Annotated in this window: 25 protein-coding genes; 10 read left to right on the forward strand and 15 right to left on the reverse strand. The window is 65.0% G+C overall.

What is annotated here, in order from left to right:
- Nucleotides 1–14: 14 nt before the first annotated feature.
- A complete protein-coding gene (locus tag AB0K03_RS11415; protein ID WP_364683205.1) occupies nt 15–1841 on the reverse strand; it encodes a nucleoside-diphosphate sugar epimerase/dehydratase in 1827 nt (608 codons plus the stop codon).
- Nucleotides 1842–2142: 301 nt separating this feature from the next.
- Nucleotides 2143–4053 carry a DUF4012 domain-containing protein gene (locus AB0K03_RS11420; RefSeq protein ID WP_364683207.1) on the reverse strand — a complete coding sequence of 637 codons (1911 nt, stop codon included), beginning with the start codon at nt 4051–4053 and terminating at the stop codon, nt 2143–2145.
- A gap of 589 nt (nt 4054–4642) precedes the next feature.
- Between AB0K03_RS11420 and AB0K03_RS11425 the strand changes: the two genes are divergently transcribed.
- From AB0K03_RS11425 to AB0K03_RS11445, 5 genes are all read left to right on the forward strand, one after another.
- A complete protein-coding gene (locus AB0K03_RS11425) occupies nt 4643–5632 on the forward strand; it encodes an NAD-dependent epimerase/dehydratase family protein (RefSeq protein ID WP_364683208.1) in 990 nt (329 codons plus the stop codon).
- Between the two features lie 19 nt (nt 5633–5651).
- Entirely contained in the window at nt 5652–6920 is a 1269-nt protein-coding gene (locus AB0K03_RS11430) for a glycosyltransferase (protein ID WP_364683209.1), read from the forward strand.
- 10 nt (nt 6921–6930) lie between these two features.
- Nucleotides 6931–8241 carry an oligosaccharide flippase family protein gene (locus tag AB0K03_RS11435; protein ID WP_364683211.1) on the forward strand — a complete coding sequence of 437 codons (1311 nt, stop codon included), beginning with the start codon at nt 6931–6933 and terminating at the stop codon, nt 8239–8241.
- Between the two features lie 92 nt (nt 8242–8333).
- Nucleotides 8334–9467, forward strand: a complete 1134-nt coding sequence (locus AB0K03_RS11440) for a glycosyltransferase (protein WP_364683724.1) — start codon at nt 8334–8336, stop codon at nt 9465–9467.
- A 101-nt stretch (nt 9468–9568) separates the two neighbouring features.
- The gene (locus tag AB0K03_RS11445) at nt 9569–10840 is read left to right on the forward strand and encodes an O-antigen polysaccharide polymerase Wzy (RefSeq protein WP_364683213.1); all 1272 of its coding nucleotides are present in this window, start codon (nt 9569–9571) and stop codon (nt 10838–10840) included.
- 98 nt (nt 10841–10938) lie between these two features.
- Here the strand turns inward: AB0K03_RS11445 and AB0K03_RS11450 are convergent, their stop codons facing one another.
- From AB0K03_RS11450 to AB0K03_RS11470, 5 genes are all read right to left on the reverse strand, one after another.
- Entirely contained in the window at nt 10939–11412 is a 474-nt protein-coding gene (locus tag AB0K03_RS11450; protein ID WP_364683215.1) for an NUDIX domain-containing protein, read from the reverse strand.
- Complete coding sequence (locus tag AB0K03_RS11455) at nt 11409–12158, reverse strand: XRE family transcriptional regulator (RefSeq protein WP_364683216.1); 750 nt, start codon at nt 12156–12158, stop codon at nt 11409–11411. The genes AB0K03_RS11450 and AB0K03_RS11455 overlap by 4 nt, the downstream gene beginning before the upstream one ends.
- 234 nt (nt 12159–12392) lie before the next feature.
- Nucleotides 12393–13034 carry a NeuD/PglB/VioB family sugar acetyltransferase gene (locus AB0K03_RS11460; RefSeq protein ID WP_364683218.1) on the reverse strand — a complete coding sequence of 214 codons (642 nt, stop codon included), beginning with the start codon at nt 13032–13034 and terminating at the stop codon, nt 12393–12395.
- The gene (locus AB0K03_RS11465) at nt 13027–13671 is read right to left on the reverse strand and encodes a sugar transferase (RefSeq protein ID WP_364683220.1); all 645 of its coding nucleotides are present in this window, start codon (nt 13669–13671) and stop codon (nt 13027–13029) included. Before AB0K03_RS11465 ends, AB0K03_RS11460 begins: the two co-directional genes overlap by 8 nt.
- The gene (locus tag AB0K03_RS11470; protein WP_364683222.1) at nt 13671–14798 is read right to left on the reverse strand and encodes an aminotransferase class I/II-fold pyridoxal phosphate-dependent enzyme; all 1128 of its coding nucleotides are present in this window, start codon (nt 14796–14798) and stop codon (nt 13671–13673) included. The genes AB0K03_RS11465 and AB0K03_RS11470 overlap by 1 nt, the downstream gene beginning before the upstream one ends.
- Before the next feature lie 63 nt (nt 14799–14861).
- Here AB0K03_RS11470 and AB0K03_RS11475 point away from each other — a divergent pair, with 63 nt between their 5' ends.
- Nucleotides 14862–15422: a low molecular weight phosphatase family protein gene (locus AB0K03_RS11475; protein WP_364683224.1), complete on the forward strand. Its 561-nt coding sequence runs from the start codon at nt 14862–14864 to the stop codon at nt 15420–15422.
- Here AB0K03_RS11475 and AB0K03_RS11480 read toward each other — a convergent pair.
- The gene (locus AB0K03_RS11480; protein ID WP_364683226.1) at nt 15406–17007 is read right to left on the reverse strand and encodes a polysaccharide biosynthesis tyrosine autokinase; all 1602 of its coding nucleotides are present in this window, start codon (nt 17005–17007) and stop codon (nt 15406–15408) included. The genes AB0K03_RS11475 and AB0K03_RS11480 overlap by 17 nt on opposite strands.
- A gap of 294 nt (nt 17008–17301) precedes the next feature.
- On the opposite strand from AB0K03_RS11480, the gene AB0K03_RS11485 reads away from it, so the two are divergent.
- Together AB0K03_RS11485 and AB0K03_RS11490 are read left to right on the forward strand one after the other, a co-directional pair.
- Nucleotides 17302–17541: a hypothetical protein gene (locus AB0K03_RS11485; protein WP_364683228.1), complete on the forward strand. Its 240-nt coding sequence runs from the start codon at nt 17302–17304 to the stop codon at nt 17539–17541.
- A 71-nt stretch (nt 17542–17612) separates the two neighbouring features.
- Nucleotides 17613–18224, forward strand: coding sequence for a hypothetical protein (locus AB0K03_RS11490; RefSeq protein ID WP_364683230.1), 612 nt, complete (start codon nt 17613–17615; stop codon nt 18222–18224).
- A 78-nt stretch (nt 18225–18302) separates the two neighbouring features.
- Here AB0K03_RS11490 and AB0K03_RS11495 read toward each other — a convergent pair whose 3' ends face one another.
- From AB0K03_RS11495 to AB0K03_RS11510, 4 genes are all read right to left on the reverse strand, one after another.
- A complete protein-coding gene (locus AB0K03_RS11495; RefSeq protein ID WP_364683231.1) occupies nt 18303–19016 on the reverse strand; it encodes a hypothetical protein in 714 nt (237 codons plus the stop codon).
- A 555-nt stretch (nt 19017–19571) separates the two neighbouring features.
- Complete coding sequence (locus tag AB0K03_RS11500; RefSeq protein ID WP_364683233.1) at nt 19572–20624, reverse strand: glycosyl hydrolase; 1053 nt, start codon at nt 20622–20624, stop codon at nt 19572–19574.
- Nucleotides 20625–20815: 191 nt separating this feature from the next.
- A complete protein-coding gene (locus AB0K03_RS11505) occupies nt 20816–21340 on the reverse strand; it encodes a flavoprotein (protein WP_364683235.1) in 525 nt (174 codons plus the stop codon).
- 3 nt (nt 21341–21343) lie between these two features.
- Complete coding sequence (locus tag AB0K03_RS11510; protein ID WP_364683237.1) at nt 21344–22708, reverse strand: hypothetical protein; 1365 nt, start codon at nt 22706–22708, stop codon at nt 21344–21346.
- 600 nt (nt 22709–23308) lie between these two features.
- Between AB0K03_RS11510 and AB0K03_RS11515 the strand changes: the two genes are divergently transcribed.
- On the forward strand, nt 23309–23569 hold the full coding sequence (locus AB0K03_RS11515) for a hypothetical protein (protein WP_364683239.1): 261 nt from the start codon (nt 23309–23311) through the stop codon (nt 23567–23569).
- Nucleotides 23570–23600: 31 nt separating this feature from the next.
- On the opposite strand, the gene AB0K03_RS11520 is transcribed toward AB0K03_RS11515, so the two are convergent.
- A complete protein-coding gene (locus AB0K03_RS11520; RefSeq protein WP_364683241.1) occupies nt 23601–24263 on the reverse strand; it encodes a PQQ-binding-like beta-propeller repeat protein in 663 nt (220 codons plus the stop codon).
- Between the two features lie 128 nt (nt 24264–24391).
- On the opposite strand from AB0K03_RS11520, the gene AB0K03_RS11525 reads away from it, so the two are divergent.
- Nucleotides 24392–24760 (forward strand): hypothetical protein, encoded by a 369-nt coding sequence (locus AB0K03_RS11525; protein ID WP_364683242.1) that lies wholly within the window; start codon nt 24392–24394, stop codon nt 24758–24760.
- Nucleotides 24761–24861: 101 nt separating this feature from the next.
- On the opposite strand, the gene AB0K03_RS11530 is transcribed toward AB0K03_RS11525, so the two are convergent.
- On the reverse strand, nt 24862–25062 hold the full coding sequence (locus AB0K03_RS11530; RefSeq protein WP_364683244.1) for a DUF397 domain-containing protein: 201 nt from the start codon (nt 25060–25062) through the stop codon (nt 24862–24864).
- 18 nt (nt 25063–25080) lie between these two features.
- Nucleotides 25081–25938 (reverse strand): helix-turn-helix transcriptional regulator, encoded by an 858-nt coding sequence (locus AB0K03_RS11535; RefSeq protein WP_364683726.1) that lies wholly within the window; start codon nt 25936–25938, stop codon nt 25081–25083.
- Nucleotides 25939–25969: the final 31 nt, after the last annotated feature.

Genomic DNA, 25969 nt, shown 5'->3' on the forward strand with positions numbered 1-25969 from the left:
ATCAGGAAACGGGCTCAGACGGCGTGCGGGGCACGCAGGTCGGCGGGTCCGGGCTGGCGTCCGATGTGGGCCGGCGCCGCTGCCGCGGCGACGGTCTCGCGGGCCTCGCACAGGCTCGCCAGCTCCTTGGTGATCTGCTCCGGCTCGGCGTACGGGGCCAGGATCTTCACCTCGTACGGGCTGAGCGCCGGAACCTCGACGTGCGAGATGAGCGGGTGCAGGGGCCGTACGTCCGTCTCCCCCTCGCCGAACAGGTCCTCGTGCAGCTTCTCGCCGGGCCGCAGACCGGTGTAGACGATCTCGACGGGCCGGTCGGACTGCTCGGCGAGCTGCTTCGCGACCTGCGCGATCTTCACCGGCCGGCCCATCTCCAGCACCAGCGCCTCACCGTCGCGCCCGATCGCGGCCGCCTGGATGACGAGCTGCACCGCCTCCTGGACGGTCATGAAGTACCGCGTCACCTCGGGGTCGGTGACGGTGACCGGCTCACCGGCGGCGATCTGCGCGGCGAACGCCGTCAGCACGGAACCGCGGCTGCCCAGCACGTTGCCGAACCGCACGCTGAGGTACGTGCCCGAGCCGGTGGTGGCGGCGTGCGCGGTCAGCCGCTCGGTGATCCGCTTCGAGAAGCCGAGCACGCTCGTCGGGTTCGCGGCCTTGTCGGTCGAGATGTTCACGAACCGCTCGACCCCGGCCGCGGCGGCCGCCTCCAGCACGGTCTGCGTACCCCAGACGTTGCTCTTGACCGCCTCACCCGGGTGGTTCTCCAGCAGCGACAGGTGCTTGAGCGCCGCCGCGTGGAACACCACCTGCGGGCGGCGCTCGGCGAAGATCGCCGCGATCCCCTCGGCGTCGCGCAGGTCGGCCAGGACCAGCTCCGGGCTGTCGAGCAGCGCCCGCCCGTGAATGGACAGCTGTACGGCGTGCAGCGCGGACTCGTCGCGGTCCAGCATCATCAGCTCGGCCGGCCCGAACCGGTGCAGCTGCCGGCACAGCTCGGACCCGATCGACCCGCCGGCCCCGGTGACCAGCACCCGCTTGCCTTTGAGGTACCCGGCGATCGCGTCCAGGTCGGTGTCGACCTGGTGCCGGCCGAGCAGGTCGGCGATGTTCACATCGCGCACGTCGGACGCGCTGACCTTGCCGTCGAGCAGCTCGCTGAACGAGGGCACGACCTTGAACGCGGCGCCCACATCCAGCGTCCGCCGCCGCACGTCGCGGATCACGGCGGCGTCCACGTTCGCGACCGCGAAGATAACGGTCTTGGCGCCGGTGTCGGCCAAGACCGTACCGATCTTGTCGCGCCCACCCTTGACCGCGATGCCGTTCACTCGCAGGTGCTGCTTGCGCGGGTCGTCGTCGATCAAACCAACGGGCACGTACTGGCTGTTGGGGTCCTGGATCAGAGAGCGCAGAAGGCGCTGGCCGGCGGTGCCGGCACCGAAGAGCAGGACGGGCGTGGCCTGCTGGGAGTTCGGGCGCAGGCGCCGCTCGTGTTGCAGGCGGCGTACGTAACGCATAGCGAACATGACGACCAACGCCACCGGGCCACCTACTAGGGCGGCGCTAAGCGGTAGCGGCCGCTGCGGGAAGGCCAGGTCGATCGCGAACAGCATTGCCACGACCACGAGGACCGTGGTGAAAACAGCTCGCACCTCCTCGAACGTGCCGAAGTTATAACGACCGCGATAGAGGAACTGCTGATGCCCGATGGCCGTGTGCAGTACTACGGCGACGGCTACGGCGACACCAGTGGCTGCGAACGGCGCGGCGGCAGGGTTCTCGTCATAACGCACGAAGACCGCTACTACTAGACCGAGCGCCCACGCACCAGCGTCCACCAGCCAAGGACCCACGACGCTGGTGCGCCGAGCTGGGGTGCCAGACTGCCGAATCCGCGCTGAGAATGACATACGGCCTCTTCAGAGTGAATTGATATTGGCTTCCCCGCACCACTGAATACAACGAGCGCCGGGTCAATAGACACAACGCTCGTGGGCGCGACGCATACATGCGCAGTTCGGCCGACACTCCCTGTCCATACGGGGGACGCCATCCGCATGAAGGGACGAGTTGAACGCGAACAAGAAACTGCCTCACCACCTAGCGGTGGCGAGGCAGCCCAATTTCACGCCGAGTTCTTCAGCCGCAGGCCGGCCCAGGCTGCACGGATGACTGCCACGGCCGAACACCAGGAGTGGTCCATAGCTGAGGGCGAATGGCCCCGTCTTTGTCCGGCAGCACCCCGGGCTGGATGGTCACGTCGTACGTCTTGCTGCTGCCGGGTGGCAGTTCCACCGTGAGTACGGCGACCGCCCTATCCCGCTCAAGACCCGTCCCGAACGGCACTTCCTTGCCGTCCGACGTAGCCTCGACCACTCCGCCGCCGGTCGGGCTGAAAATCATGACGTTCGTTCGTGAGGTGTATTTGTCGCCGGCAAGAGCAAGCCCGGTTACGTAGGCCGGCAGGTTTGCTGTCGGCGCGGTCGATCCCAACGTCAACCTAAGGTGAAAGTCGCGGCCGCCTTCCTCATCACAATCTCCGACCGTCAGCTCGGCTGCATGGGTGAGGTAGTAGTCGAGCTTCGCGCCGGTGCCGTCGTTAAGGAACACACCCACCGTGGGGCGGCTCGCATCATCAGTGGGCATGCGGCCTTCGAGTACCGTTCCCGCCAGCGTTGCTTCCTCGGCCTCACCAGATGTCCACATCAGTAGGCGGCGCTCTCCAGCTGCTCGAGCCAACTGTGCGACCATGCCTTCAGGGTCGCCCTGTCCCTTGATCAACGACTCAAAAGTGGCCCTCGCCGCCTTCGCGAAGTAGGCGTCTTGATCTGCGGGGTCCGGGTACTTCGCGTAGGCCTCAGACAGGAGCAGGCGCACGGCGTTATCTGAGGTAAGTGGCTCACCCCCAGGCACCGTCACTGCACCGGTCGCCTTCAACAGGTACGACAAGGCCACCGGGTCGGTCGCCAGCACGCCGTCAACCGTGACACCGGACCGCTCTCGGTACATAGCCTGCATGAGGGCCGCCGCGGTCGGGAAGTCTGGCGTCAGGTTGACGTCCGCTGGGAAGACCGCGGGCCGGTCGGTATAGAGCGCCAACTGGTCGGTATCGAGCTTCCGCACTGGCGGGTCGAAGGTCTTGATATCACTCGCGGCGGTGCCCTGATCGGTAATCGTTACCGCACCGGCATCGGCATGAACGACGATGTATGCGCCTGGCATGCCGCCGGTAGCCCGGATCTCGGCATTGTTCTGGAACAGCACGAGGTAGTTGCGTGGCCCCTGTGCGCCTAGCATCCGCGGCAGCAACCGAGCTGCTCGGTCGGCAGTGGAAACCAATCGGTCGGCGTTACCAAGTCCATCGGACAGCTGCGACACCGCCGCGCTGACCCGCTGCGTCAGGCCTCCAGTATCGATGTCGTCGACTTCAGCCCGCGCTCGCCTGATCGCTGCTAGACCAGCAACGATGCGTGGCGCAGCTTCGGTGAGCGGCCCAAGGTCGACACGTCCGGCCTGCGGCGCCAACGTCTTGGGGTCCAATCCAGCCGCTACATCAAGCAGCGCAGGCAAGCCGTCGACAGCAAGGTCGTCTAAGACTTTTGCCATGGTTCGGACGGCGCTGAGATCGTCCCCGAGAAACGGCCCGTTGCTTGCGATCGACCATCCGGCACCATTGGTCTCATCGCGCGCTGCGGCCGTCTCCAGCTGCAAGGCTGACAACGTGCCCCTTGCAGCGCCCACCTCGCCCACTCGGATCTGCTGCTGCAGCTGCGCGAAGAGGCCAGCTGCAGTTTGCAGATGCCCCTTGGCGCGCCACCCCCGTACACCCACCCATGCCGCCCCCAGAGCCAGAACTACAACGAGGCCTGCAGCAGTCAGGGCAACCGCCTTGCGAGAGCCCACGCGTCGTCGCTTGGATTTGGGCGCGGCGGGACTCTCCGACGCTCGACGCACCTTCTTGAATTCGATGCTCGGCGGGGTGTCGGCCGGCGGGGTGAAGGAATAGCGATCCGAACCGCTCGTTGGCGAAGATTGATCTTCGTGGGGCACGCTGAGAGATCCCTAAGACGAATGTGACGCGCCGGAAGGCGTCCGCACACTCCTCAACGACCCAGAGCCGCAGAGGCAAGGCATCTCGTCGCACAGTGTCCGAAACTCGGCCATCACTAACTAACGGAACCGGCCCGCAGGGGATGTTCGGACTACCCCCTTATGGTGATTTTCCGCGTACTGCGCCCAGAGGCCGCATCCTTGCACTTCCGTCCGACACCCCACAGTTGAGCCGTCGTTGAGTGGATGGATCGATCGTCTCCCAACGATGCTCGGAGGTACCCCTGCGGAGCCATCCGAAGGCTGCGCCTAGCACCTCCACCGCAAGGGATCCCTGCTATCGCGCAGGGAAGAGAGCCAGCACGCAGTCCGACCGGCTTCCAGACGGTCCCGTGTTCGGCCTATCAACAGAATTCGCAAGGCCATCCGATGCGCATCGTAGGCACACCAGCAGACGCTTTACCCTTAGACCGAAAAACATCCACAAAATCGTAGAGCAGCGTTGAGGCTGTTGCGATAAAGGTGAGATGTGCATATTGACCGTCGACGGCCTCTGCAAGGGCCGATGGCAACCATTTAGGAGCGGTATATGAGAGTTGTTGTTACGGGCGGAGCTGGCTTTATCGGGGCGAACCTCTGTCGCGAATTGATCATGCGGCCGGCCATTAATGAGGTTGTCGTCCTGGACAACCTCAGCACCGGCTACAAAGAGAATCTCTCGGGAGTCGATGTCGAGTTCGTCAACGGCAGCATGCTTGACCGGCCGACACTCAGAGAGGTCATAAGCGGCGCTGACACAGTCATCCACCTGGCGGCTCGCCCGTCGGTCCCAAGGTCGATCGCAGACCCGATCGCGAGTCACGACGCCAATGCCACTGGCACGCTGTACGTGCTCGAGGAATGTCGCCGTGCCGGTGCGTCGATCGTGGTCGCATCGTCCTCGTCGGTGTACGGCTCCGTTCCGGAGTTGCCACGCCGCGAAGACCTCCCCACGCGGCCCCAGAGCCCGTACGCGGCCAGCAAGCTGGCCGGCGAGTCCTACGCACTGGCATATGGCAACTCCTTCGGCCTCGATGCACTTGTATTCCGCTTCTTCAACGTCTATGGTCCCCTGCAATCGTCCGGCCACGCATACGCCGCTGTGATTCCGGCCTTCATCCATGCTGCTCTCAGCGGAGAGCCTCTGCACATCCACGGCGACGGGACACAAACTCGTGACTTCACCTACGTGGGGTCGGTGGTCAAGGTTCTCGCCGATGCGGCAACGCGGAGAGTGGCCGCGACTACTCCTGTCAACCTCGCCTTCGGGAGCCGGATCTCCCTGCTTGACATCAAGGATCGCTTGGAGGCTCTGCTAGATCGCCCGCTCGACGCCCATTTTGCGCCATCTCGCCAAGGCGACGTCAAGGATTCCCAGGCCGCAAGCCGTGCACTGCTCGAGCTATTCCCTGACTGCGAACCGGTCCCCTTCGAGGATGGTCTGGAACTGACGCTCAAGTGGTACCAAGAGCACCTCAATCTCGACGGAGAAGCGGCACAAGGTACTAACGACAGGCACACCGGCGGTGTGCATGTCTGACGGGTACCGAATCGACATCTTGATCAAGACCAGCACCGGAGGCAAGTGGATCGTCGAGCAGGCCGAAGAACTAGCTCGACGCGGCAACAGCGTCCGCGTCATCCTGCCTCTAGGCCGCCACGGTGAGCTTGGCGCAAGACTCGAAGAGCACGGCATCAAGACGGTCGAGTCTCCGACTGACTTTCGGTACCGCTTAGCTCTTCGCACGATTCGCGGTCTGTACCGCCTCCGTAGGGAGATCCGCAACAACAGCACCCACGTTGTCCTGTCACACCTGTACGCATCGACCCTTGCCGCACGAGCAAGCACCCTAGGTCTGAGGCTTCGCCGAGTTCAGATGGTGGCCGGCCCGTTATTCCTGGAGTCAGCCTTAGTACGAGCCGTCGAGCGGTCGGCCAGCCGCGCGGATCACGTCATCATCAACGGGTGCGCCAACGCTCGTGACAGGTACGTCGCCCTAGGTTACCCAGCCACACGCTCCCCTGTTATCAGCTATGGAGTCGACACACGTCACTTTTCGGTGGACGGCATCACCGCAAGGACGAATCCGCTGGCGAGTGAAAGCAACACGCCCGACATGCCCGCCGCTGTACGTGCCGACATCAGGCAACGCCTGGGGATCGCACCTGACGCCTTCGTCGCGATCATGGTCGCCTTCGTGTACGGGCCTAAAGGCCTGGTCCACAAAGGCGTCGGCATCAAGGGGCATCACCTCATCCTCAGAGCCTGGAACGAGTTTATTTCCACCCATCCCCATTCCCACCTGCTACTCGTCGGCGGAGGACATGGCGACGCGGGCGAACACTACCGTCAGGATCTAATCCGAGAGTTCCAGGTAAATTCCTCGCCTGCCGTCACCTGGCTAGAATCAGTAGACGACGTTCGTAAGTACTACGTGGCCGCAGATGTCAGCGTCAGTCCATCCTTGTCCGAAGGGCACGGAGCTGCGCTGGAGGCCAGTTCCATGGGCGTCCCGAGCATCGTCTCGGATGCAGGCGGGCTCCCTGAGACGGTGACGCCAGAATCAGGGTGGGTGGTACCACGCGGGCATCACGAACCTCTACTGAAGGCACTCGACACTGCTCACACAGAATTTGAGCTGAACCTCCTTGGCCGACGCGGCGAACACGCTAGGCGGCTTGCCGAGACCAAGTTCGATCGCACGAGGAACGCTGCCGCGGTGGCTGACGTAGTCGAAGAGCAGGCTTCTCGGGTACACCCTCGCCGGACCACGGGCACAACCGACCACGCCAACCCCACTCGAACGCCCATCGAGAAATCGGGCTGAAGTGGGTGCCATGCCAGCTACTCTCCCGCCGGGGGACACCAGCCTGAGCGAAAAAGTCGCTCGCACGCGAGGGTTAAGAAATAATCTGGCGTGGAGTCTCACTGGGAATGCAACTTATGCCGCGATGCAATGGATAACCGTTGTTGGCATCGCTTGGTTCGGCAACGCGGAGATGGTCGGTCAGTTCTCATTGGCGCTTGCCGTCACAGCTCCCCTTACGTTGCTTGCCGCAATGTCACTAAGGACTGTCTTCGTTACAGATGTGAGCCTTCGATTCACGTTTGCCGACTACTTCCTCGTACGACTGGTAGCCATGCTGCTCGCATTCATTGCGATTGCCGTAATCAGCATGCGCTTCCAAGGCCAAACTCGCGCAGTGATCGCCATCGTGGGGATCGCGAAGGTTGTCGACGGCATCGGCGACATTCTTGTCGCGATCTTCCACAAGGCGAACGATATGCGCCGAATGGCGATCTCGTCGATTCTCAACGGCATCCTGACGGCGACGTTTGTGACGACGATCCTTCTGATTAGCTCGAACATGGTGTTGGCGTGTTGGGGTTCGGTCCTCGCCTCGGTCGCTAGCTCAATTCTCTACTGCACGGCAGCTCTACGTCGTACAGCGAACCCGCCCCCATCGGCAAGCCTACTCGGCCGGCCAGCGCAGGCTAGCGTCCTTCGCCGACTCACTCACTCGCGCGCACTCGTTCTTACAGCACTCCCTCTAGGTTTTGCCGCATTCCTGAGCTCCGTGACATGGAACATTCCTAGATACGTGCTCAGCGAGCGGGCCAGCATTGCAACCCTGGGGATCTTTAGCGCGATCAGCTACATACCGACAACTATCAATGTGGGCGCGGCGGCACTGGCGCAGAACCTTCTGCCTAAATTCACTGCCATGAGACACAACGCCGAAAATGCACGCGTGCGACAACTCGTCTACCGATTCCTTCTCCTCTCAGCAGCGTGCGCAATGGCATTGTCCGCGGCCTGCTACTTCGGCGGAGAGACTTTGCTTGCGTTGGCATATGGTCCAGAATATGGCGAACAGACCGGACTATTGACATTACTGACGGCGACCACGGCCCTCGGGGTGGGCGGCTTCATCCTTGACGCAGCCCTGTCCTCCCACAGGCAGTTCGCCGGTCAACTGGCTGCAAACACGATGGCACTCGTGGCATGCGTGGTTCTATCCCTGCTCCTCATACCTCAACTCGGCATTGTGGGCGCCGGCATGGCGTCGGCAGGAGTGACACTCGTGTTGCTCGCTGCCAAGACCGTTCTCTTTGTGCTCAGTATGCGGACGCCAGTCGAGTCATAGACCTTGAATAGGGCTGACGAATGAAGCTTGTCATCGTGACAGAACAGCGGCTACTCGGCGCAGCCGACGGCTCCTACTGGGTAGACGAGGGCATGGGTCACGATTTCTGGACCCGCTACCTGGTGGCGTTTAGTCATGTGCGTGTGGTGGCACGGGTGCAGTCCTGTCCAACTCCACCCAGTCGCGCCCGCAGGGTTGACGGTCCCGGCGTAAGTGTGTGGAATCTGCCTTTCTACTCTGGGCCAAAGGGATACCTCCGGAACCTGCGCTCCGTGGAGCGCAGTATTCGGAAGGCAGCCAGCCCTGAGGACGCCGTACTTCTGCGCGTGCCCTCTCGTCTCGGGTCTGTCCTCGCCTCGGCGCGCACAGGCAAAGGCCTACCCTTCGCCCTAGAAGTGGTCGGTGACCCATACGATGTGTTCTCCGGAGAATCCACGAGGACACCGCTTCAGCCTCTTCTACGTCGATGGTTCACCGCATCTCTACGACAACAAGCGAGAACTGCGCTCGGCGTAGCGTACGTGACGGAAAGGACGCTTCAAAAGCGGTATCCGCACAGCCCGAAGGCCATCTCAACACACTATTCAAGTATCGAGCTTCCAGACAATGCGTTCGCCGCTAGGCCCCGTGACGAGGCATCTTTTATTGGAGCGAGTCGTCTTATTTCAGTGGGCTCTCTCCAACAGCCTTACAAAGGGATTGATGTCCTAATTAGATCCGTAGCCTTGTTGAACCGACGAGGGATATTGGTCTCCTTGACCCACATCGGAGATGGTGCCTACCGGCCGCCTCTGATGGATTTAGCCAAGGAACTCGGGATTAGCGACAAGGTGAGCTTCGCAGGGAGAATACCCCCTGGGGATCAGGTGCGAGAACACCTGCGCAATGCCGATCTATTTGTGCTGCCGTCCAGGACAGAAGGCCTGCCGCGTGCGTTGATTGAAGCTATGGCGCTCGGCTTGCCGGCTGTCGCGTCTCAGGTAGGCGGAGTACCCGAGCTACTGGAACCGCAATATACGGTTCCGGCCGGCGACGAGCGCGCGCTAGCGGACCGCATCGAGTGGATGATTGGCGACGAAGTGAATCTTTGTCGCGCCTCGGGGCAGAACCTCGCCCGGGCTCAAGACTTCAGTGACGCCGTTTTGGCGCCCCGCCGGAAGGCCTTCTATGAGGCCCTTCTCTCTGCATTCGCCAGGTCCGCTGCTGCAGGTCAGACGCCCGCCTAGTCATCGTGACCTACCCAAGTAGAACTCTTATCCGTCCAGGTCACCTGCTTCCGTTTACAGACCAACCACCCTCGGTCTGAGACTGCGTCTGCTGGAAGGACGTGCCGCAATTGTCTTCGTCGAACGGGCTGAGCGCCGCCGGCATTTTTCTCATCGTCTTGCTCAGCGTCGCCGTCGTTGCCTTTATGGCCGCCCGCTCCGGCGGCAAGGGCATCACTACTTTTGTCGCCGGGTACTTCCTATTCTTTGCATTCGGTCCAGTCATCAATTATCTGACAGGAAACGAGATCTATTTCGGGATTAGGATCTCATCAATTCCGGCGGCCGCAGCGGGTATGGGCGTAGCGTTGATTGGCATGTGCGCCGCTATATTTGTTGTTCCGCAGCGCCAACGGTTCTGTCGACTCAAGCTCGTGGCCGACGATCGCATCTACCCAACGGCCACCTTTCTCCACGTCACGTTGAGCGCATATGCGATCTTTACCATTGCGAAGATAGGAGGCAGCGTTGCCAACCTAAACAAGACTGAAAAGATTCTTGCCGCAGGGCCGTATCACTACGACTACCTGCTATGCGCAATGCTCGCTTCAGCGTTCTTCTTCACAGCTGTTCGCACGCGATACGGGCGCGGCCTCTTCTATCTACATTTAGCGACCTACATTTCCTACTGTTTACTTATGGATGAACGGGACTTCATCTTCGTCATAGTTAGTCTACTTCTACACTCGCGATTGTTCCGAGAAAAAGTTACGATATGGGCTCCCCTGCTGACCGGATCGGCCCTCTTCGCTTTGGCCACCTATCTATTTGCCGCCAGGTCTGGCGAGAAAGCCGACACCGCACAAGCCCTGAATCAGGGGTCATTGTTATTCGTCGATAGCTACATCATCGAAAGGTACCCAGATTTCTTCCCGTACCGTCTGGGCGATACGTACATTGATGCTGTTGCAGGGCTCGCGCCAAGCTGGATCGTCGCACCAAAGCCGACGCTTGCCGACGAACTACTGCAGAGCTATGCATCAGGCTCAAGCAGCGGTTACGGATTTTCATTGACCGCTGAGGCATACATGAACTTTGGTTATTTGGGTATTCTAGCCATCTTTTTTGCGCTCGCCGCCTGCCAGCAGAAGTTGATCAATCGATCTGACCACTCTCTATTCTGGGCCTACTTCAGCGTCATCTTCGCCGTGGCGTGGATGTACGCAATGAGGGGCGAGAGCTCCCAGCTCCTAAAGGTTCTGTTAGACGGAGTGCTGCTGTACGGCTTTGTGAATGTCACGTCGTGGCGCCGAGCTCGATCGGCCCAACCACGAGTCTCCCTTCTGGAGGCGGGCAGGTCGCGACAACCTAAGAGCCACGCGGATGCAACCTAGACGTTCGCGAATCAAATGCCAGAGTGGATCAACCGGCCGTAGCCGCCAGGGCGAGCAGGCTCGCTTGGACGCTCGCAGCCGGGCGACGGGTCGCAGCTCTATCCGAGATAGGGCGTGGCTCGGTGTTCGACGTGGTGGCGAAGCCGCAGTCGAACGGTATCGTGGATTGGGATGCCGCCGAATTCGGCTGGGTCGATGAACTTGACATCGGTGGACTCGTCGCTGACAGCGAGGGTGCCGCCGACGGGCCGGCCATAGTATGTGACGTTGAATTCCTGGCGGACTTCGCCGTCGGCGTAGGCGATCACATGCTGTGGATCGGTATAGATACCAAGGATGCCGGTGATCTCGATGTCCAGGCCGGTCTCTTCCTTGACCTCGCGCACGACGCAGTCGCTGAGGGTCTCGCCGATGTCCATGGTGCCGCCGGGTAGCGCCCAGTTGCCGGAGTCGGCACGACGCTGCAGCAGCACTCGGCCTTGGTCGTCGACGACCAGAGCCGAGCCGCCGGGCACGAGGCTGTTGGCCCGCGGCGCGGCAGGGTCGTGGTAGTAGTCGCGCCGGCCGCTCACAATGCCACCTCCGGCGGGTAGGCGGTGGTGGTCTGCCAGACCTGTTCGAACTGGTCGGCGAACGAGGCGAAGATGCCGTACGGCGATAACTCGCGCAAGTGCAGGGCGGGGTGCTGGTAGCCGCGGGCGCGATACAGGTGCGGGGTGACGATCATCTGGTTGTCAAAGCGGAATACCGAGTTGTACAGGTGCACCGTATGCAGCCCGATCGCGATGCCGTCCACCTGATGCAGGGGCTCGCAGAAGTTTAGGGCGTTGCGGATCCGGCCGGGCAGGGTGCCGCCGATCTGTTCAAGGGCATCGCGTTCGATCACGTGTGCGCTGTCGGGGTCGGCGAAGGCGAGGCGGATGCGGGCTCCGGCGGCGGCTTTGTCGGTCAGCCGCTGCATGGTGTCGGGCAGCAGTTCCAACACGAACGGGTAGGCGTAGCCGAGGATGTCGATCCGTTCGGTCGCGCCGGACAGCAGCGCGGTCCACAGGCTTTGCGGAATGTCGGCGCGGTGTCCCCAGGCGCCAACGACCTCGGCTGTGGCATCGGCACCGGGGGCCTGGTCGGGTCGGGTTTGCGGCCAGAGGTCGGTTTCGGATTCGCCGAGCAGGTCGGCGACGGCCAGGCGGGTGCGCTGGCGTGGGATGCGGCCGGCCAGCCATCGGGTGACGGTCTTGGTGTCGACGCCGACAGCAGCAGCGAGCCCGGCGGGGTCGAGGTTCTTGCGGAGCAGGGCGCTGCGTAGTCGCTGGCTCATACGAGGCACGGTAGTGGACCTTTGAGGGACGCTAAAAGGTCATTGAAGTGTCCGTGCAGACGGAATCCGGGACGTTCCTGTGCCAGCGTGCTCTTCGTAGGTTGGTGAACAGATGCCCTGCCGGTGGGTGCCACCGAGGGTGAGGGGCGCGCTGTTGCAGACCGCACCGGAGATGCTCCGGCTGCATGGTTGGCTCGGTGTCCCTCACCCTCACATGATTCGAGCGGAATTGCCTCAGCGAGCCGGTACGCCCTTCACGATCGTGTCGCTCGGCACCGGCCTGACCACGCACGCACCGGCGCCGACCGTCGCCCCGGCTCCCACGCTCAGGCCCTGAAGCACCGCCGCTGTCGTACCGATCAGGACGCGCTCCCCCAGCCGGCAATCCCCGGACACCGCCGCCAGCGGATTGACCTGGACGAAGTCGCTCAGCGCGCTGTCATGCCCCACCGTCGCGTTCTGGTTGAGGTGTACGTGGCGCCCCAGCGTCACGTTGGTCGTCACACGGGCGCCCGCAAAGAGGACCACGCCCTCGGCGAAGTCATTTCCGAGCCCGACGGTCGCGTCGGGGTGAATCAACGGCGCGACCGCCCGGCGCGAAGGACCAATCTTCGCGGCGACCTTCGCCCGGACCCGAGGATCCCCGATCCCGATGACGTACCGGACGTCATCGTTCATCCCGGCGAGCTGCCCGACATCCCCCAGGAACGGAGCCCCCAGCCGCTCAAGCCGGCCAAGGTTGACCTCACTCGGCGAGTCATCCACGAACCCCAGGACCTTCCACGGATCCCCGGAAGCCTGGTTGATCGCCTGCACGACCCCGTAGATCTCCCGGCCGTGACCGCCACACCCCACGATGACCAAGGGCTCAGACACGAGCCACCCCCCGGAACCGCCCCCGGCTCCCCGTGAACTCCGGCATGGTGACCTCACCCTCCGCCGCAATCCCATCCCGGCGAAGAACGGTCGTGAACGTCTCCACCATGATCTGCAGATTCAACCGCAGCGTCCGGTGGTCGACATACCAGACGTCCAGCTCGAACTTGTCCTCCCAGGACAGTGAGTTCCGCCCCCGCACCTGAGCCAACCCGGTAAGCCCAGGCCGTACCTCATGCCGCCGAGCCTGCGTAGGCGTGTACAGATGCAGATAACGCACCAGCAACGGCCGCGGCCCCACCAAGCTCATGTCGCCCTTCAAGATGTTGATGAAGGTAGGCAGCTCATCCACGCTCGTAGCCCGCAGGATCCGCCCGAGCCGCGTCATCCGGTCCGCATCCGTGATCAGCCCGCGCGCCGGGTCGACGTCCTTCATGGTCCGGAACTTGACCATCGTGAAGACCCGGCCGTGCAGCCCGGGCCGCTCCTGGCGGAAGAAGACCGGCGTGCCCAGCCGCCAGGCGACCAGGACCGCAACGGCCAGGATCAGCGGCGCCGTCAGCGTCAGCATGGTCAGCGAGACCAGGATGTCGACCGTTCGCTGGATCCGGTCGTGCAGGCGTACGCGGTCGATCATCAGTTCCTCCCCAGGAACTCCGTGATGGTCTCGAGGATTCGCTGCCGGTCCTGTTCGGTGAGGACCGAGCCGCTGGGCAGCGTGAGGCCCTGGTCGAACAGCCGCTCGGCCGTTCCGGTGAGGACGGCGCGGGCGTCGGTGAAGACCGGCTGGAGGTGCATGGGTTTGAAGAGCGGGCGGGTTTCGATGTTCTGGGCGGCCAGGTGCTGCGCGAGGTCCGCGGCCCGCCAGCCGGCCCGGGCCGGGTCGACGGTGATGCTGGTGAGCCAGCAGTTGGCCTCGTCGTCGGCGCCGAGCAGGTCGACGCCGTCGATGCTGGCGAAGGTTTTCGCGTACGCGTCGCGCAGGGTGCGGCGGCGTGCGATCATCTCGTCCAGGCGGCTCAGCTGGGCCCGGCCGAGGGCGGCCAGGAGGTTGCTGAGCCGGTAGTTGTAGCCGATCTCCTCGTGCTGGTAGTGCGGGACCGGCTGCCTGGCCTGGGTGGACAGGTGCCGGCAACGCTCGGCCAGCGCGCGGTCGTCCGACAGCAGCATTCCGCCGCCGGATGTTGTCATTATCTTGTTGCCGTTGAAGGAAATCACGCCGGCGACGCCGAATGAGCCGGCCGGTCGACCCCGATGGAAGGAGCCGAGGGATTCGGCGGCGTCTTCGATCAGGGGTACGCCGAATCGGTCACACAATGGGATTAGTTCGTTGTAGTCGGCGCAGGTGCCGAACAGGTCGACCGGCATGACCGCACCGACGGGCCGGCCTTCGGCGCGGAGCTCTTCGAGGGTCCGCGCGACCAGGGCGGGGTCGATGTTGCCGGTCTGCGGGTCGCAGTCCACGAAGACCGGTTCCGCTCCGGTGTACGCGACCGCGTTGGCCGTGGCGGCGAAGGTCAGGGTGGGCACGATGACCGCTTGACCTGCCGTGACGCCGCTGGCGAGGAGCGCGAGGTGCAGGCCGGCCGTGCCGGAGCTGACCGCGACGGCGTGGGCGACCCCGGCGCGGGAGGCGACCTCGCGTTCGAAGGCGTCGACCGCGGGACCGGCCGGTGCGACCCATCCGGACCGGAGCGCCTCGACGACGTAGGCCTCCTCGAGGTCACCGACGTCGGGGGCGGACAGCAGGATTCGTCCGGTCATCGTGGTGCATCCTTTCCGGAGCGCTCAGAGAAGGGGAAGCCGTTGACGGCCGATCGATTCGGAATGCTTTTCGTGTGCCATGCGAACCTGTGCCGCTCGCCATTGGCGGAGCGGTTGGCGCGGCGTGCATTCGACGACGCGTTCGGTCCTGCGGCGGCGAAAGTCGTCACGGCGAGCGCGGGCACGCGGGCGTACGACGGGTCGCCCATGCACGAGGGCAGCGCCACGGTGCTGGCTGAATGTGGCGTGGACGCGGGCGGCTTCGTCAGCCGTACCGTCAGCTCTTCGATCTTGCGCGACGCCGACCTGGTGTTGACCGCCACGCGGGACCAGCGGTCGGCCTGTCTGACGCTCGAGCCGAGCGCGGTCCGACGGACCTTCACGCTGCGGCAGTTCGCGCGCTTCGCCGCAGCGGTCGCGCCCATCGCCGACGGCCCGGTGGCCGACCGGATGCGTCGGCTGGTCGCCGGGGTCAACGAGAGCCGGCATCTTGTGCCGGCCGTGCCCGGGGAGCAGGACGATCTTCCCGACCCGGTGAACCAGCCGATCGACGCGTTCCGCGTCTGCGCGGAGGACGTCTGGGGGTCGCTGCGCACGATCGTCGGGGTCATCGGTGCCGCTTGATCGGGGGTACGGCGGCCGTGCCCTCGTAGTGGCCGTCCTCGACCTTGCGGTAGATGCTGAGGTCGGTCGTGGGGGTGTCCACGAGTTCCGCGGGGCGGTGGTGGCGGGCGGGCCGGGCCTCTGTGCGTACCGGAATCGGGTTGTAGTCGCGGCGGAAGGGTGACGCCGGCAGCGGGCGGTTGGTCGCGGGGGCCGGCACCCGCGGTGCCGGGGTGACGGTGCCTTCGGGCGTCTCCTGCGGGCCGTTCGCGTAGCTGTAGTAGGCGTACGAGCCGGCGCTCTTGGCCGGGGTCATGGTCAGGACGCAGCCGTGCAGCTTGGCGTTGACCTTCGCCAGCGCGGCCGCGGCGGTCGAGGCCTGCGAGACCGTCGTCTTGGCGTGCCGGGACACCAGGAGGCAGCCGTCCGCGAGGGTCGACATGACCGCGGCGTCGGTGACCGGGAGCAGCGGCGGCGTGTCGATGAGGATGACGTCGAAGGCCGTGCCCAGCGCGGTCAGCAGGTCGGCCATGTTGCCCGAGCCGAGCAGCTCGCTGGGGTTCGGCGGGACGTAGCCGCTGGGCAGCACCCACAGGCCGCTCTTGCCCCAGGACTGCACGACGTCACGGACCTTCGCCTGGCCGGCGAGGACGTTGGTGAGGCCGACGGCGCCTTCCAGGCCGAGGTACTCGGCGATGCGCGGGCGGCGCAGGTCGGCGTCGATGATGATGACCCGCTTGCCGGCCTCGGCGAACGCGATGCCCAGGTTGCAGACGGTCGTGGACTTGCCTTCGCCCGGCAGCGCGCTGCTGACGACGAGGCTGCGCAGCGGCCGGTCCACGTTGACGAACTGCAGGTTGGTGCGCAGCTGGCGCATCGCCTCCGCGCGGGTGGACTGCGCGCTGCCCTCGGTGATCAGCGGCGCCTTCTCCGCCTTGCGGTCGAACGGGATGGCGCTGAGCACCGGCGCCGACGCCGCGTCGTGCAGCGCCTCCGGCGAGCGGATCGTGCTGTCCAGCGATTCGCGCAGGGCCGCCGCGCCCACACCGATGATCAAACCCAGGGCAACGGCAAGACCCACATTGCGTACGGGCTGAGGCGACACGGGCGCATCGGCGAGCTTCGGCTCCGCGATGATCTGTACGCCCACCGTCGGCGACTTCGAGCCGGGCGGGGTCTCGAGCTTGCTGATCAGCTCGGGGAACTGGGTCGACAGCCGCTGGGCCAGGCGCAGCGCGCGGGCCCGGTCGGTGTCGGTCACGGTGGCCTGGACCAGCACGGTGTCGGGTACGACCTGCGCGGTGATCTCGCCCTGGATCTCCTCGGCGGTCAGGCCGGCCGGCTCCTGCACGGCGATCGACTGCGCCAGCCGGTTGCTGGTGAGCACGTCCACGTACGACTTCACCCGCTGCTGCGCGAACTGGCCGCCCTGGAAGGCCTGCGTCACCTCGGTGCCGCGGGTACTCACGAAGAACGTGACCGACGCGGCGTACTTCGGTGGGGTGAGGAGGGTGACGGTGACCGCCACGCCGACCGACACCGCGATTGCCCCCGCGACCAGCCACCATCTCTTCCGTACGGCGCGCAGGTAATCGCGCAGGTCCATCGAGTTGCCTCCTCTATTCGTGTCCCGGTATCCGCCGTCCGGTCAGCCGCAACCGGCCGAACTGCGCATGTATTCGGTCATCGGTCGCGCGTTGTCCCGTACGAACCCGCGTGCGCAACCGAGGCTCCTCACGGTTAACGCCCCATAGCGCGTCCGATGATGGTTTGCCGCGCAGAAACTCCGACGGATTCCGGGATTCACCCTTAAGAGGCAGCATGAATTTGCCAGCGCCGTGGACGCCGGGCAAAACCGCTGGTCAAGGCAGCGAAGCACGCACGCAGACGATCGACCCTCGTGTGTGACCTGCGCTTTGCCGAAGAGCCGATCACCGACGACGGTGATCGGCTCCCTGTCGTGATGGTCCCGGCAGAATCGGTGCGCACGTCAGATCGATTGTCGGCAATCCGGATATTTCTCGTGCCGGCTTTCGGGATGACCGGAAATCCACGGTCCAGCTTCGGCCCCGCCGGTGACGGCTCGGCGCGGTCCGCCCTCTACCGGAAGGGGGGTGAAGCCTCCCACCCGAACGGCTGACATCACGACGAGTACGGGCCGGAGCCCGTTGAACGTTGAGCGTTACCTACATCATTTCGGAAGAGGCAGCTATGAGCCGCAATCGGGCTATCGCTTTTCTCACCTCGGTCTTCGCCACCCTGGCGCTGACCATGGGGCTCACAGCCTTCACCGCCACGGCGGCGTCGGCCACGCCCCCGGGCTACTACCCCCCGCCGCCGCCGTCCCTGGTGGTCAACAAGGGTGTGGTCAAGTACGGCGTCACCGTCAAGGCCACCGGCCGCAAGTACAAGGCCAAGGAGAAGGTGTACATCACCATCTCCTTCCGGGCCAAGAACACCCAGCGCTACAAGACCGTGAAGACGACCAAGGTCTACGCCGACAAGAACGGCAAGTTCACCTACAACCTCAAGATGTGGGCGCCGGGCATGGTCATCATCACGGCCCGCGGCAAGAGCTCCAACAAGAGCGCCTCGGCGGCCGTCTACGTCATCGACAAGAAGAAGGGCGGCGGCTGGCACATCCGCCGCGCCTCCTTCACGACCGGCGCGACCACGGGCCTGCAGACCACGCCCGTATCGGCCAACCCGGCTGACGCGCAGCCCAACGGCGCGTGGCTCGCGGTCGCGGGCCTGGGCGTACTCGCCCTGGCCGGCAGCACGGTCATCACCCGCCGCACCATCCGTCGGCGCAAGGTCAGCTGACGAGATCGGTTGAGCAGCAAGCCGGCCCGCACCCATCCAGGGTGCGGGCCGGCGTCATTCCGCGGTCTCCTGCCTCCGTCAGTACTCCGGTTCCGGAGCCGGGGTGGGCAGGACCCAGTCGGCCATGTCGTAGACGACCGAGCAATAGCCGTCCACGGTGGTGACTTTCGTTTGATGGCTCAGCTCATCGTCTCGGACAAGAGAAGGCAGCTCCACCGGGAAAGATCCCCCTTGACCCGGCCAGATCGTCCCGTCGGACTGTGTCAGGGGCAGATCGATGCCGACGACGGCTCCGGTTCGGCTGTTCGTGATGTAGAGCCGATGGCGGCCAGGACCGGTCAGCAGGAAACCGCTGAGGGTGAAAATGTCCTCGAACCACAGCGCGCCGCCGCCGTACAGCATCTGCCGGAGCATCGAGAAGTAGTTGATGTCGTACTCGGTGGCTCGATGATCCGGGGAGAAGCCCATCGCGTCGGCCGCGACGACGACATTGCCGTGGCTGTCACGCTCGGCTGCCGCAGCGTCGAGATCTGCGAACCCGAGTGTGCGGATCCAGTCGACTGCCGCGTGAACGTCGAGTTCGGCGCCGTCCTCGGCGACGAGACGAAACTCGATGGCGACCCCGGCCGACGCCTGCGCGCCGGCAAGCAGGACGATGCGAGTCTCGTTGACACCGGCGCGAACGACTCCACCAAGACGAACGACGTCTGCAGGCTGCGGTCCGCACGGTGCCATGACCAGCGGGGCCACAATCCCCACCAACTGGTCATGAAGATGGTTCTCACGATCCACGGCCGCCACCTCGCCCATCTCGCGTCACTCGGTACTACTTCCTGAGCTTATTGACGAACTCCGGGCACTTGGTCTTGCCCTTGCAGTACGCGGTGATCACACCGATATAGCCCCCGTCTGGAGTCTTCCATTTGTTGTCGTCGGTCCTCGTCGACTGCTGCGAGACGATGAAGATCCTCTCGGAGATGTTCCGTTCAAGGGGTCCGCAACGTAGATGGTGTATTCGAGCCTCGCCCCGCTCGCGCTCGAAGGCTTCGTAGCCATGAGGTGCTCGAAGACGACCGTGTTCCGGAGGTTGTGCTTCGCAGCGAAGTGGTGGTACCCAGCTGGAGCTCCCCGCGTGGGCGTAGGCCCACACCCTTGCGTCGGCGCGTGGCTCGCGGTCGCCGGCCTGCGCGTTTCTCGCCCTGGCCGGCAGCACGGGTCATCACCCGCCGCACGATGCGTCGGCGCAAGGCCAGCTGACGACATCAGCTGAGCAGCAAGCCGGCCCGCACCCTGGACGGGTGCGGGCCGGCGTCGTCTCCGCAGGTGGCTGCCGGGCGGCTCGCGGTCTCAGCCGAGCGTGACGTCGAAGACCGGGTTGGCGGCCAGCGTGCGGAACGCCGCCAGGTTGGCCTTGGTGCTGTCGATGCTGATGTCGCGGTCGCCCTCGTCGTCGTGCGAGGTGTCGAAGTACACGATCGCCTTGATGTTCGGACGCTTGCGCAGCTCCGGGAGCACGCTCTTGAACCCGGCGGTCTTGTCCGTCGTCCTGCCGACCCGGTGGTACACGCCCCACTCAGCAACCATCAGCGGCTTGGCCGGGTGCTGGATCGTCGCCCAGTCGTAGAAGCTCAGGCCGCCGGCCGGCTTGCGCTCGAGCAGGTCGGCGAACATGCCGTAGTGGTAGTAGCCCTTCTCGGCGCTGACGTACGAGTCGAGACCCATCCAGTCGACGACGTCGTCACCGGGGTACAGGTCCTTCCACCAGGACTGCGCCATCCACTTCTCGTTACCCATGTACGCCATCACGTTGATCGCATTGCTCACGCCCTTGGCCCGCAGACGCTCGATCGTGTGGCGGTACATCGCCGCGAAGTCCTTGGCCTCCCAGCCCGAACCCGAACGCGCGACCACGTCGTTCTCCGGCTCGTGGTTGAGCACCAGGAAGAACTTCTCCGGGAACGTCGCCTTCACCCGGGCCGCGAAACGGTCGATCCGCGCGTCCTGCTCACCCCGGGCCACCTTCGCCCAGGTCGAACCGTACGCGATCTTCCAGTTGATCAGCAGCACCCGCGGCCGCGCGGCGTCACGCGCCATCGCCATCTCCGACTTGGTCGGGAACGGCTCGTCACCCTTGTGGTACGTGTGGAAAATGCTCGCCGTACGCCCGCTGAGCTTCTCCCAGTCCTTCAACGCGGCGTCACGCGGCGCGCTCGTGAAACCACCCGCAGCCGCACCCCACAGCACGCCGCACGAGGGCACCAGGCGGGCGTCGGTGACGCACCCGGCGGGAGCGGCAGCCGGCGCAGCCTGCGCGGCGGTCGCGCCGGTGAGGGCGGCGCCCGCCCCGGCGAGCAGAGCGGTCAGCGACAGGACGGTCTTTGTGATGGCCGAGCGACGCAAGATCTGATCTCCCCCGAGTCTGTCCGGCCGCGTTGCCGGCCGGGCACACGAAGAAGATTCGCGGAGGCGCAGAGCACCACGGTGCGCGCACGGGTGCTACAGGGTTGCGGTCGAATCCGCCCGAGACCGGTGCGCCTGAAATCGGCCACGAGCCGACTGACTTGAGAAGTGTTACGACTTCCGGAGATGGCTCATGAAGTGACGTGACGGAGGAGTTCCACCACCCGCTCCCAGCGGAAGGGCTGTCCTGGACCAGTCGGCTGCAGTACCTCCGGCGCAGTGAAGTGGACGCCCGCCCTCTCGAGAAGCCTCAGGCTTCCTGGGAAAGCAGGGTGCCTGGTCAACGCCGATTTGGCGTACAGGGAGGCGACGATCGGCACGCCGTTGCCCAGCGATTCGTTCAGCGTCCCCAAGGCGAGGTTGTCGTTGACGCCGGCCGCCCACTTGTTGATGGTGTTGAAGGTCGCCGGTGCCACTAGAACGGCGTCAGGCTGCGGAAGGTCGCGAGGCTCGTTCGGAAGCCGTTGACGATGTCGCACCGGGTTCCCAGTGCAGCGGGCAACATCCTCGACTGGAAGCCATGAGTAAGCGATCGGGGTGGCAATGACGTGCACGGTCCATCCATCAGGCTGAAGCGCGCTCACAAGGTCAGCTAGCTCTAGGCATGGCGGCGCGGCACAGGCGACGAGGTGGAGTGTTCTTGACCCTCGGCTCACTGGTCAGACCGCCACCCCGACGCGAACGGCGAGTTCGCGGAGGCCGGGCGTGGCGACGCGTCGCTCTCGGCTCAGGAGCCTCGCGATGAGCGCCCGGGCCGGCGGGTGCAGTCGAAGCATTTGTGGGGCGAGCCGCTCGGCTTGCAGAAGATGCAAGAGGGCGGAGGCGTCTCCGTCGGATAGCTCGAGGAACGCATGCGCCATGTCGAGATGGATTTGGCTGCGCCGGCTGACCAGCGCCACCGGCATGTGAGAAGTGTTGATTCGCGTGGCCAAGGCAATCGCCCGGCGAGGGTCGGACGGGGTGGCGATCTGGACCGCATGAATCAACACATTGGTCGGGCCGAACGCCGTCCAGAGATCATTGCGATCCCCGCCGAGCCGCGAGGCAAGGTCCCCAGCCGACGCCAAGTGTTCCTCGGCATCTTGACGACGACCTTGGCGGCTTGCGATGACGGCTGCAAGCAAGGTCAACGCTCCATACGCCGAGATCTCCGACGCGCGAGACAACGTACGCGCTGCCGAGGACGGCAGTCCGCTCTCGACCACCCTGGCGGCATCATCCACACGTCCCGGCAGGGCGAGCAGGGCGCAGCCGATGGAGGTCAGCGTGGCGGAAACAAGAGCGTTGTCCTTGGTCTCACGCGCCATCGCCAAAGCACGGTCACCTGTTACCCATGCCAATTCCGCATCACCCAACTTGAGGGCGAGCTTGGAGACTGCCAGGTGGGCCGCCGTGGCGCAGGCTTGCAGCCGTCGGCGCTCCCGATGATCGGCGACTTGGTCCATTGCTGCGGGCAGAGCCGCCATGAGGGCGGGCACCATCTCCGCAGCAGCGAGGTACTCGGCCCGTTGATATCTCGTATGTATCTGCTCTACCGCCATCACGAGCTGCATTGAGTTCAAGGGAGGCCGCGATCGCTCGGCTGGTGCTTCACTCATCACGGCTCGTCGGAAGGCGTTCGGGATCGTTGCGACGGCATCGGCGTCAGCAGCCTTCGACATGCGGTTGACAACATGTGTCTGCTCCTCCTCAGAACACGCCGGCCGCACACCCTCACGGTCGGCGGCGCCCCGCATCCCGCGCGTGATGTAGAAGCCAACGTCGGAGTCCTTCACGACACCGAGGACATGACGCAGGGCTTCCCGGCGGCGAGCACCGGGCCAGCGGTACCGCCCCTGCTCCAAGTGACCGATGTAGGTGGCATCCAGCCTGTCGACGACCTTGTAGCGGGACCACAGGTAGGCGTTGGCGGCATCGGCGAGCTCTTGCCGTGACATCGTCCGCCCGGAACCGCTCGGCGACAGCAGTCGACGTCGAGCCCGAGTCAACCGGCCGTTCGCTCCGTCCGCCGCGTCCGTCACCACCCGTCGTGCTCCTCTCCCGGGTATCCCCCACGATTCAAGGGTGCCCGGATGCCAGCATGTCAGCGCTTTCGGATGTTGAACAGCCTGCCGACATCGGTGGAGTGAAGCGCCGGCCGTATACCGCCACCGATTGCGTTTCCGAGCCCAATTCACCGAACTAAACGCCGACGCAGGCCGCCTTCTCGCCTTCCCTGCCTTACGTGATCGTGGACCAGCGAGAGCGGACATGACCGAGAAAGTGCCACTCACTCGGAATGTCTCGGCGTAGCGGACTGGCGAAGGGTGGCCATGCACTCATGAGGCACGAGCGCAGACGGCGAATCGTTGTCTTCCCGGGAAGGCGCTGCGTCTGCGGCCTGCGCTGGCCCTGCCCGGACCGCTACCTCTGGCCGCCCGACACCCCCATTCCGGACGGCTCTCCCGCCCCGACCCCCGCCTGGAACGCCCCCACCACCCAGCTCGCCCAACCAGGCCGAGCCGGCGCCCTCACCCCAGCCCAGGCCTGGCGAGCTGCTCGACGAAGCTCCCCCATCTCTCAGCGATGCCGGATCGACGCCGACGCGGTCGTTTCCCCGGCCCGGCCCGATCGGTGACGGACGAGTGAGCGCTCACGAGCCCGTACGCCCCAAGTGGTTTTGCGGTGCCTGCGGCTTCCCCTGGCCGTGCCCGACCGCCAAGGCCGAGCTCTCCCAGGATTTTGAACGGTTTCCCACCTCGTTCGCCGCCTACATGGCGCAGTTCTACGCCCTGGCCTTCGCAGACGCGGCATCCCAGCTGGACGGCGCCCCGGCCGATCTCTGGCACCGCTTCATGGGCTGGCTCCCCCGCGCGCACGTCGGCGCCGACGGGGTCCGGGAGTGAGGTGCTGAACGGGCGGAAGAAGGGCGTTCGGTCAGAGTGGCTGGGAATGGACGACGTCGCCGGATGCCAGGTAGACGCGGTCGCCGGAGACCGTGAGCAGGTCGCCGCTCACCTGCGGCCACAGCGTCGGCAGCTCTGTTCCGTCGGCCAGCCGCCAGCGCAGGACCCCGCCGCCGAGCTGCTGGTTGGCCGGGACGTACACGACGTCGCGGTGGATGGTCGGTGGTCTCATCAGCGTCACGCCGGCTGCGGTTTCGGCCGTCCACCGCTGTGTGCCGGTACGGCGGTCCAGCACGGTGATCATTCCGGGCGCGTACAGGATCAGGTCCTGGTCGTGGAGGTACGCCGCTGGGTCGACCCGGCTCGTAAGGTCGCCGGCGGCGATCTTGTGTTGCCACAGCGACGAACCGTCGCGGGCGCTGAGTGCGGCGATCGTGAAACCGCCCGGTTTTCCGTCGGTCGTGGCGACGTAGGCCGCTTCCGCGGCCGCCGCGAGACCGGTGAAGTGTCCCGGCGTCTCGCGGTGCCACGCTTCCCGGCCCGTTGTCGTGTCGTACGCGGTCAGCCGGGCGGGCGGGGGGCGTTCGTCGGCGCTCAACACCGTCGGACCTGTCACGGTGTAGACCCGCGTGCCCGCGGCCGACAGGTTCGGGATCCCGCGTCGCCCGCCCGCCGGATGTCCGCAACGCGACACACATCAGCCGCGGCGTCCGACCAGTCGTCGGCCTGCCGCAGCCGGCCCGCGCCCGTGCTCCCGTGACCTCCGCCGGCCTATCCGCACGCTCAGCGCCAGATCCATCCACCTGCGCATACCATCCCGTGATGATTCCCAAGACCTTGCTGGCTCGCGGTGGACTCACGTACGTCGATCGCCGTGACTTCACTCGCGGCGATTCACCGCGCGTCGTGAAGCGGATGCGCTGGCCGTCGGTATGCCTCTGGGTCGAGGACAGCGAGTTGACTTTCTCGTCGCGGGCGGGCTGCGACGTGCTGCACCATGCTGAGGTAACCGCGTTGCCACACGGACCGATCGTGGGCAGGCATTGGGCCCTTGCACTCGCGGTGTCCTTCAGCACGCCAGAACGTGATCAGGTGCTGCTTTTCTGGACTCCTCGTGCGCGAGCGGTCCTTCGAGAACTGGCTCGGCTCGGGTGGGATGCCGATCCCCGCGCAGACGACTTCGTCGCGTAGTCGAACATCCTCGACCCGGCCCTACGGTCCCACCGGGACGCGTCTTGCCGCCAGGTCTTGAGACGGCTGCTGCCGGCACCGCTCGTTCGATCGCCTTTCAGCTATGCAGGCAAGTCGAATTCGCCCTGCTTCGCGCCTCCTACGAAGGCTGCCCACTCCGAGCGGGTGAACAGCAGCGTTCCGCCATCACGGTCCTTGGTGTCTCGAACGGCAACCGCTTCGGCGAGGAACGCAACTTCGACACAGCTGCCGTTGGCTCCGCTCCGGCTGCTCTTGAACCACTTGGCGTCAGCGAGATCCATCGCTCCACGTTCCTTCCTTCATGCGACCTCGGCCGCCTGCTTGATCAGCTCCAGTGTGTCCTTCGGGCTGAGCGCCTGCGCCGCGAGGCGTTGGAAGCCCGCGCGGTACCGCTGTACGTCCGCGTCCGCCTCCAGGAACAATCCTCCGCCTGCGTTTTCTGTGTAGATGAGCGGCGGGTCCGGATCAGGGAACTCCATCACGATGAAGGAGCCGGGCATCCCGACGTGCGCACCGGCGCTGAAAGGGATGACCTGCACCGTGACGGCCGGCGACCGTGCGGCGGCGATCAGGTGCTGCAGCTGCTCGCGCATCACAGCGGGACCGCCGACCTGCCTCCGGATGACAGCCTCGTCGACAATGGTCCACAGCGACAGGCTCTTGGCCTGCGTGAGCACCTGTTGCCGACGCTTCCGAACCTCGACCCGGCGCTCGACGTCCTCTTCGGCCTCTTCCGGCATCAGGCCTTGGATGACCGCACGCGCGTAAGCCTCGGTCTGCAGCAGGCCGGGCATCATGTCGCCTTCGTAGTCCGAGAGGCGCGACGCCTCCGCCTCGAAGCTGATGAAGGTCTGGTAGCTCTGCGGAAGGTTGTCCTCGAACAGCTGAAGCCAGCTGAGCTGCTGTGACTGCCGCAGAAGATCGAACAGCTCGTTTCGCTTCGGGGAGTCCGTGACCTTGTAGAGGTCGAGCAGCAGGATCAGCGTCCGCTTCTGCGGGCGGGTCAGCGCCTTCTCGATGCGGAAGAGCGCGCCCGTAGACAAGCCCGTGGTCTCAGCGACTTGCTCTCGGGTGAGTCCGGCAGCCGTCCGCAGCCCGAGGAGCTCAGCGGCGAGCCTTCGCCGTCGAACAGTCGGTGGTTGCCGGCGTGCTGGCATTTCGTCCATCCCTCTCGCTCCGTCCATCGAG

Origin of the sequence: Actinoplanes sp. NPDC049316 (assembly GCF_040677315.1) — a bacterium.
Lineage (GTDB): Bacteria > Actinomycetota > Actinomycetes > Mycobacteriales > Micromonosporaceae > Actinoplanes.